Here is a 9,244-nt window from a genome sequence, read left to right as displayed (position 1 = left end):
GATGCATCAGCTCCGATTTTACATATTTTATATTATTCTGTTTCTATTTTCGATAAGCAATATACAAGAGCATGATATAAAAGAAGGAAAATCATATTTAAAAGGACAAGCCTCTATAGAATATTATAATACAAAAATTAAAGCAGATTATATAGAATTTAATTGGAAAAATGGAGATTTATATGCTCAATCAAAAAAAAAATCTGTTTTTTTACAAAAAGATAATCATCAATATACTTTCAGTAAAATTCATATGAATCTAAATGATCAAATAGGGGAAGCAAAAAATTTTTATATAAAGGAAAAAAATTATATTATAATAGCCCATGATTTTTTGAAAAAAAAAGAGGATATTTTAATGAAAAAAGTGATATATATATCAGATCCTTTTTTTTTAAAAGATAGAGACAGCTCTCCTGATTTTTATTTGAAAACAGATTATTTGAAATATTCTTATTCAAAAAAATATATTTTTTCTGGTCCCATTTTTTTCTATTGGTATAGAGTTCCAATGCCTATTTTTCTACCTTTTTTTTACATGCCTATAAAGTTTAATCAATCTCCTTCTCCTTATGGTTTTAAGTATCCAAAATTTGGAATTCAAAATAAAAAAATATATATGGAAGATATAGGTTTATTTTTTCCTATTTCCGATTTATTAAATTTTAGAATGAATGCTTCTATATATGGTACAGAAAAATGGAAAATTAAAACAAGAATAGAGTATAAATTAAAATATTCTTATCATGGATTTATTGATTTTGATTATCAAAATACACCAACTCAGAAAAAAAATTATTTATTTCAATGGAAACATAATTCAGATAGGAAATCAAATAATGAAATGAGTTTCAATGCAAATGTTAATTATGATAATGCTTTTTTATACAAAAAAAATGAAAATTTTTCTTATATCAATATAAGAAAAAAATTATCTGATTATTTATGGTTTATGGATATTTATATGATTCAAAACCCAAGTAAAAAAAAAGTCAATTTTATAATTCCAGAATTAATTTTATATACTAAAAGTATACTTTTTGATGATAAAAAAAATCTTTTTTTAAGTCATGTAAATATTGAAAATAGATTATTTTTTAAAAATTCTATAGAGTCTCACAACACAACGTATTTTCATGCTGGATTTAACCATTATATGATGATGAATGCTTATTCTTCTTTTTTTTATCCTTATTTAAAAATTTCATCTCAAATTTTTTATAAAGATCTTTATACATGGGATCTTCCTTATTTTCATGTTTCAAATTATCAAAAAATGGATATTTCAACAAATATAATATCTGTTCCATTTTATAAAATATGGAAATTAAAAAAGAGTATCCTATTAAAACATGAAATAGAACCCATTTTATCTTTTCATATGATATACTATCCTCCTGTTTTTTATAACGTAAAAAATCATTTCGAAAAAAGGATCAATTTGATTTTAAATAACAATTGGATAATAAAAAACACATGGCCCCATGTTAATATATACAAAAAAATAGAAATTTTTAAAGAAATGAATTTTTCATTTATTCTAGATAATAATTTTATAAAATGGAAAAATTTTTATCTCATGGGAGATGTTGATTTAACAAAAAATTTGGCAGCAAAGTATAAAGCCGGTATAAATTGGGAATGGGAAGAGGAAAAAAAGAAAAATCAAAACAATATATTATTTGATTTTTCTTTTTTTTCCAATTATAATATTCATTTTTCACCTGTAAAAAATGAATTTAATAAAAAAGGAAAAAATCGTTATGATTACTTTTTTTTTGATCAAAAAAATTATGCAAAATATACAATTCCGCTTAGTTTAGAAATTGATTTTCGTTCAATTTATGAAAATTATTTCAATAAAAAAAAATGGTTTCAAAATTTATTAAGTATAAATGGATCTATAAATATTACAAAATATTGGAAAGTAAGTTTTCATACAGATTATGATTTTTTGAAAAAAAAGATAATATTCGCTAATATCATTTTTAATAGAGATTTAAGAAGTTTTGAAATGAGTTTTAATTGGAATTTTGAAAAAAGTTCTGATTGGTCTTTTTTTATAGGATTAAAAGATCCTAATTTTAAGAATATCATACAGTATAATGAAAGAAAAATTAATTAATTATGATGATACCAAAAAAATTTTCAATAGAGAAAATTCCATCTTATGGCCCATATAATACATGTGTTTTGGTTGGAGGTTTTCTATTTATTTCTGGACAAATAGCTGTCTATGAAGATACAAAAAAATTAGGTTTCAATAATATAGAAATGGAAACGAAAAAAGTTATGGAAAATATAAAAATTATTCTTTCAGAAAATGGAATAGGATTCCAAAATGTTATAAAAACTTCTATTTTTGTGACAGATATGAGGAATTTTCCTATAATAAATAATGTCTATTCTAAGTTTTTTCATAAAGGGAGTTATCCAGCTAGAGAAACGGTAGAAGTTGTTGGTCTTCCTAAGAATGCCAATATTGAAATATCTTTAATAGCATACAAAAATTAAATTATTTTATAAATGAAAATAATGAAAATATTGTGAAATATGGGTTTTTAATTTTTATTGTTTTTTCATTATTTTCATTAAATAAAATATTTTCTAATGAAAATGAAATAAAAAAAAATATACAAATAATTCATGCAGATTTAATACAGAATGATGTTCATAATCAATCTTTCATTTTAATAGGAAATGTTCATTTAAAATATGAAAAATATCATCTTTTTTGTAATAAAATTGTATATCAAAAAAAAAATAATAAATATTATGGATATGGAAATGTAAGATTAGAATCAGGAAAAAATAAAATAATTTCTCAAAATATAGTAGGTAATTTTTTCGATTTTAAATTATCAGGTAAAGTAATTTTGTATCAAGGAAAAATCAGGTTAACGGGGGACATCATTCATTTTAATTTTAAAAAAAAATTACTTCAAGTCAATGACAATGTTATTTTATTTTTCGGAAAAATTAAATTAAAGACTAATTCATTAGAGTACGATTTAATATTAAATAAAATTTTTTATAAAAAAAAGAGCATTCTCTATTATGGAGATGATTATACTATATCTAGCAAAGAAGGTTTTTTTTATATTGATAAAAAAAAAATAGAGTTAAAGCATGATATTCAATTGAATAATAAAAATTATACTATATATGCTAATATATTAGAATATTTGTTTGTACAAAATCAAGTAAATTTTCATAATCCTGTTATTATAATACAGAATACAAATTCTAATAATTTTATTTACGCTCAAAAAGCTGTGTTTTTAGTTCAAAAAAAAATATTTTTATTTAAAAATTATGTAAGTCTTCATTATAACGGTATAATCATTAGAGGAGGATATTTATTTTTTAATTTTAAAACAAAATGTGGATTTATTAAAAATATCCTATTAGAAGATTCAATTAAAAAATGTTTTTTAACAAGCGGATATGGAGAATTTGATTTTAATTCCAGTTCTTTAATTCTAAAAGAAAACCCCAAGATTATAAAAATATCAAAAAATAATTTGATTTTTATTTATTCAAATATTATAAAAATAAATAGAAAAAAAAATAATACATATTCAATTCAAGCTTTTTCTGTTAAAAGTTTTTTTTTAAATGAAAATATTCAAGGAATATGTGATTTTTTCAATTATGAATCTTCAAATAACTATATGCACTTTGATGGAAATCCTATATTTTGGATTCAAAACAAACAAATTACTGGAAAAGTCATATATATTTATCTTAGGAATGAAAACAGCAATTTATTAAAATATATAAAAATTGTTAAAAATGCTTTTTATATAGAAAAAATTAATTCAAAAGAATTTAATCAAATAGAAGGAGATATTATAATTGGTTTTTTCAATAAAGAAAATTCTTTAGAAAAAGTAAAAATTCAAGGAGATATTAACAGCATTATTTTCCTTTACACTGATAAAGGAAAAAAAATAATTAACAAATTATCTTGTAAAATACTATTAATATATTTGGATGAATCAAAAAAAATAAGAAAAATTTTTTGTGAAAAAGAAGTTTATTCAGAACTTATTCCAGTATATAAAAATATTAATATTTCTGATAAGTTTCTTTATCTTTCTAAATTTTCTTGGAAAGAAAAAGAAAAACTAGATAAAAATAAAAAAAAATTTCTTTTATACAAAGAAATCGACAAATATAAAAAAGAAAGTTTGTTAGAAAAAGAACAAATTAAAACTATGATAAAAAATAAATAGAATAAAATTTTCATGAAAGAATTAAAAAAATGTTTTTTTCAGTATCAAACTCAAGTGAATCCATATCCCATGAATATTATAGTAGATTATGCTGATGGAAATTATATTTATGGGAAAGATGGAAAAAAATATCTAGATTTTGTAGCAGGTATTTCCGTAAATGTACTAGGACATGGAAATCAAAAAATTAAAGAAGCTATAAAAAAACAAGTCGATAAATATTTACATACTATGGTATATGGAGAATTTATACAAAGTCCTTGTGTCAAACTTTGTAAAGAAATATCAAAAAATATTCCATATCCACTTCACACCACTTATCTAGTTAATTCTGGAACAGAAGCTGTAGAAGGGGCCTTGAAACTAGCTAAATGTTATACAGGAAAAGAAGAGATGATATCCTGTAAGTGGTCTTATCATGGAAGTACACATGGCTCTATGAGTGTTATGGGACATGAAGATTATAAAAGATCTTTTAGGCCTTTGTTACCTTTAGTTAAGTTTATCACATTTAATCATATAGAAGAATTAATAAGTTCTATTACTGAAAAAACTGCTTGTGTCATTTTAGAAACTATTCAATGTTCTTCTGGAATTATATTACCGGATTTTTCTTTTTTAAAAGAGGTGAGAAAACAATGTGATAAAAAAAAAGCTTTAATGATACTTGATGAAGTCCAAACTGGATTTGGAAGAACAGGAAAACTTTTTGCATTTGAACATTATGATGTTATTCCTGATATCTTGATAATAGGAAAAGGAATGGGAGGAGGAATGCCTATTAGTGGTTTTGTCTCATCTAAAAAAATTATGAAAACTTTTATTGATATTGCTCCTTTAGGGCATTTAACGACTTTTGGAGGAAATCCTGTTTCTGCTTCTGCTTCTTTAGCAACTTTAAGACAACTTATCAATTCTGATATATTGAAACAAGTATCAGTAAAAGAAAAATGTATTAAGAAATATTTGAATCATGATGAAATCAAAAATATTCATGGAAAAGGACTTTTGTTGTCTTTTGAATTAAAAAATCAAAATACTGTGGAAAAGGTTTTAAAATATTGTTTGAAAAAAGGATTAATATTATTTCGTTTTTTATTTCATAGTAATTTTATACGTATATCTCCTCCTCTAACTATCACAAAACGTGAAATTCAAAAAGGATGTTCTATTATTATTGAAAGTTTGAATCAACTTTAAAAAATATTGAGATTTTTTATTGAATTAGCTTATAATGGTAAATACTTTTTTGGATGGCAAATTCAAAAAAAAGTAAATACAGTTGAAGAAAAATTGGAATATTGTTTATCAAAATTATTGAAAACATCTATAAATATTGTAGGTGCTGGAAGAACGGATAAAGGGGTTCATGCGAAACAAATGTTTGCTCATTTTGATTCTGAAAAAGAAATAAAAAATAATTTTGTAGATAGACTAAATATTTTTTTACCGAAATCTATTAAAGTCTTCAATATTTTTCCAGTAAAAAACAATCTTCATGCAAGATTTGATGCAATAAAGCGAACATACAAATATTATTTAACACGAGAAAAAAATCCATTTTATCAAGATTTCTCTTGGTACTGTTTTTATTCCTTAAATGTTCATAAAATGAATATAGCTTCAAAAAAGCTTATGGAATATAATGATTTCAGTTCGTTTTGTAAAAAACGAACTGATGAAAAAGAAAATAATATATGTCATATTTATCATGCTTCTTGGTCTGAAAAGAACAATGTTTTATGTTTTACTATTGAAGCAAATCGATTTTTAAGATCGATGGTTAGAGCTATTATAGGTACACTTATTGATGTGGGAAGAAATAAAATCAGTATCGATGAATTTATAAAAATTATAGAATTAAAAAATTCTAATTTTTACAAATTTATCGTTCCTGCACATGGTCTATTTCTAACTCAAATCCTTTACCCAGAAGATATTTTTTATGAAAAAAAAAATTAATAAACAAAACTCCTCCTTAAAACAGTTGATTGGAATTAGTCTAAATTATAAATTTATACTAATATCAATAATTATTACTTCTATATTAATTTCTTTTATATCTGCTTATAGGCCTAAATTAATACAAAAAGCTATAGATATTCATATTCTTTACAAAGATTTTATGGGATTAAAAAACATACTAATGCTAATAATTATACTTCTTTTTATAGAAAGTATATTTCATTTTATTTTATTATATCTATCTAATATATTAGCTCAAAATGTAATTGAAAAAATTAGAATTCTTTTATTCGAGAAATTATTACATTTTAAAAATTCATTTTTTAATAGAACTCCAATAGGTAAATTGGTATCTTATTCTGTATCAGATATAGAAACAATAACAGTAATATTTAATGATGGAATTTTACTTGTTTCTGGAGATGTATTAAGAATTATTATGATCATCATTATGATGTATACAGTTCATCAAAAACTATCTTTTATAGTTTTTTTAACTATTCCTTTTATGTATATCATTACTCGTTTTTTTCAAAAAACGTTAAAAAAAACATTTCATGAAGAACGTGTTCAAACTTCACGTTTAAATAGTTTTTTACAAGAAAATATTATAGGGATGTCTATTATTCAACTTTTTCATAAAGAAAAAGAAAAATATTTAAGATTTAAATCTATTAATCGTGACTTAATGAGCGCACATTTCAAAACTATTTTTTACTTTTCTATTTTTTTTCCTATAGTAGAAATAATTTCTGCAATAACAATAAGTATTATTATATTTTATGGAGGATTTCATGCAATTGAAAAAGGAAATGTTAAACCAGGACAAATCATTGCTTTTATTTTTTTTATTTACCTTCTTTTTCGTCCTCTGCGACAGATAGCTGATAGATTTAATATTATACAAAGAGGAATATCTGGGATAGAACGCATATTTTCTATATTAAATTCTGAAGAAATCATTATTAATAAAGGGAACTTACGTTTTAAAAAATTAAAAGGACATATTGTATTTAATAATGTTCATTTCTCTTATATAGATGATGAAATGGTATTAAATGGAGTTTCTTTTGAAATTAAACCAGGAGAAAAAGTTGCTATAGTAGGATCAACAGGTTCTGGAAAATCTACAATTACTCATTTAATTTCTAGATTTTATGAAATAAAAAAAGGTAATATTTGGATTGACGGGCATTCTATTCAAGATATAGAATTAAAGAATTTAAGATCCCATATAAGAGTAGTAACGCAAGATACTTTTTTATTTAATGATTCAATCATCAATAACATTACTTTAGGAAATCCATCTATTAGTATTGATCAGATAGAAAATATGGCAAAAAAAATAGGAATACATAATTTTATCACATCTTTACCTAATGGATATAAATTTATAGTCAAGGAAAGAGGAAATTTATTATCTATTGGGGAAAAACAATTGATTTCCTTTTTAAGAGTTCAAATGCATCCTTATTCTATACTTATTTTAGATGAAGCTACCGCATCCTTAAATAAAGAATTAGAAAAAACGATTTATCGTGCTACAGATTTTTTAACTAAGAAAAAAACTTCCATTATTATTACTCACCGTCTTTCTACATTAGAAAATGCTGACAAAATATTAGCTATTGATAAAGGATATATTGTAGAAAAAGGGACTCACAAAGAATTAATTCAATTAAATGGATACTATGCTGGATTATACAAAGAATCTTTTAATAAAAAATAATTAACAATCAATCTTTTCATAATAAGTTTTTCTTAATATTTCTTTTGCCCAATTTTTTATTTTATCTTTTTTTTTGATACTGATTACAATATCTTTTAATATGGTGTAATTTTTTTCAAAAGAAAGGGGTTTAGATGGAATTTCATCTAACAACTTAATTATAACAAATGCTTCTTTTCCATTTATAGTTTCCTTATAAGGATTAGTAATTTTTCCTTTTTTTAAAAAAAGGAATATTTTTTTCATATTTTTTGATAATTGATCTTCATCAATCCAAATTTTATTTTGAACCACTACATTTACTATTTTGCTATTATTCAATAAACCGGGAATTTTATCTAAATCTATTTTATGAATAAGAATATGTTTTCTGAAAGATTCTAAAAATAATTTTATTTTATATAATTCATATTTTGAATATTTAGGTTTGATCAAAATATGTCTAAAATCAATTTCATCTTTTCTTTTTTTTTCTAATTTTATGATATGAAACCCTAAATCCGTTTCAAACGGTTCTGATATTTCTCCTTCTTTTAAAGATAAAATGAAATGTCCTAATTTCATTGGAACATTATTTATTTTTACACCTTTAACAAAACCACCTTTGAATGCGGAATAATCATCTTCAGAAAATAAAATAGCTTTTGTGGCAAAATCAATATCAGAATGTATTTCTTTTTTAATTTGATTTAAAAAATCAATTTTTTTTTTGTTAATTTTACTTAATTTAGGATAGAATACCGCATAAGAAATACATATTTTTTTGGACGTATGAGGAATTTGATTCTGTTTATTAGTCAAAAAATGTTTTATCTCTTGAGGAGAAACTTCTACATCTTCTGTTATTTTATTGTAAATTTTTTCTATATACTGTCTATTTTCAATTTCTTTAGTTAATTCCTTTAAAAAGTTTTCATTTTCAAACTGTATTAAAAATTCTTTTTGGTTTATATATTTTTTTCTCATTTCTGACAAAAACGCTTGAGTTTTCAATTCTAATTCTTTATTATTGATTTGTATGCTTTTATCTTTTTTTGCATAATAAAGCATCAATTTTTGTATAAAAAAATCATTTAAAACATCAGTGTTACAAAACGATTTTTTGTCACTTTTAATTTCAGAATTTAAAATGATATCGTTTCCGATTACTAAAGAAATTCCACTCATCTTTTCTAAACTAGAAGAATATGAAAAGAAAACACATAAAAATGGAATAATAATAAAACATTTTTTTATTTTTACAAAACTCATCATAACATACAAATATTCATATTTTTTTACTGAAAAAAAAATTTTAAAGATTATTGACATT

7 protein-coding genes are annotated in these 9,244 nt (G+C 22.3%); 6 read left to right on the top strand and 1 reads right to left on the bottom strand.

Going from position 1 to position 9,244, the window contains the following annotated elements:
* Position 1 precedes the first annotated feature (1 nt).
* The 6 genes from K645_RS00005 to K645_RS03040 are packed head-to-tail and all read left to right on the top strand — an operon-like array spanning position 2 to position 7,932.
* Complete coding sequence (locus tag K645_RS00005; protein ID WP_022565416.1) at positions 2–2,125, top strand: putative LPS assembly protein LptD; 2,124 nt, start codon at positions 2–4, stop codon at positions 2,123–2,125.
* A gap of 5 nt (positions 2,126–2,130) precedes the next feature.
* Positions 2,131–2,514 (top strand): RidA family protein, encoded by a 384-nt coding sequence (locus tag K645_RS03060; RefSeq protein ID WP_041936116.1) that lies wholly within the window; start codon positions 2,131–2,133, stop codon positions 2,512–2,514.
* A gap of 32 nt (positions 2,515–2,546) precedes the next feature.
* Positions 2,547–4,238 (top strand): OstA-like protein, encoded by a 1,692-nt coding sequence (locus K645_RS03055; RefSeq protein WP_022565414.1) that lies wholly within the window; start codon positions 2,547–2,549, stop codon positions 4,236–4,238.
* A 12-nt stretch (positions 4,239–4,250) separates the two neighbouring features.
* Positions 4,251–5,438 (top strand): aspartate aminotransferase family protein, encoded by a 1,188-nt coding sequence (locus K645_RS03050; RefSeq protein ID WP_022565413.1) that lies wholly within the window; start codon positions 4,251–4,253, stop codon positions 5,436–5,438.
* Positions 5,439–5,444: 6 nt separating this feature from the next.
* Complete coding sequence (gene truA / locus K645_RS03045; protein WP_022565412.1) at positions 5,445–6,200, top strand: tRNA pseudouridine(38-40) synthase TruA; 756 nt, start codon at positions 5,445–5,447, stop codon at positions 6,198–6,200.
* Positions 6,184–7,932, top strand: a complete 1,749-nt coding sequence (locus K645_RS03040) for an ABC transporter ATP-binding protein (protein ID WP_022565411.1) — start codon at positions 6,184–6,186, stop codon at positions 7,930–7,932. The genes truA and K645_RS03040 overlap by 17 nt, the downstream gene beginning before the upstream one ends.
* Here K645_RS03040 and K645_RS03035 read toward each other — a convergent pair whose 3' ends face one another.
* Positions 7,933–9,243: a peptidylprolyl isomerase gene (locus K645_RS03035; protein ID WP_235043316.1), complete on the bottom strand. Its 1,311-nt coding sequence runs from the start codon at positions 9,241–9,243 to the stop codon at positions 7,933–7,935.
* Position 9,244: the final 1 nt, after the last annotated feature.

The sequence above is a fragment of the Blattabacterium sp. (Nauphoeta cinerea) genome, assembly GCF_000471965.1.
Lineage (GTDB): Bacteria > Bacteroidota > Bacteroidia > Flavobacteriales > Blattabacteriaceae > Blattabacterium.
Note: the sequence above shows the minus strand (reverse complement) of the source record. Positions and strands in the feature narration are given on the sequence as shown.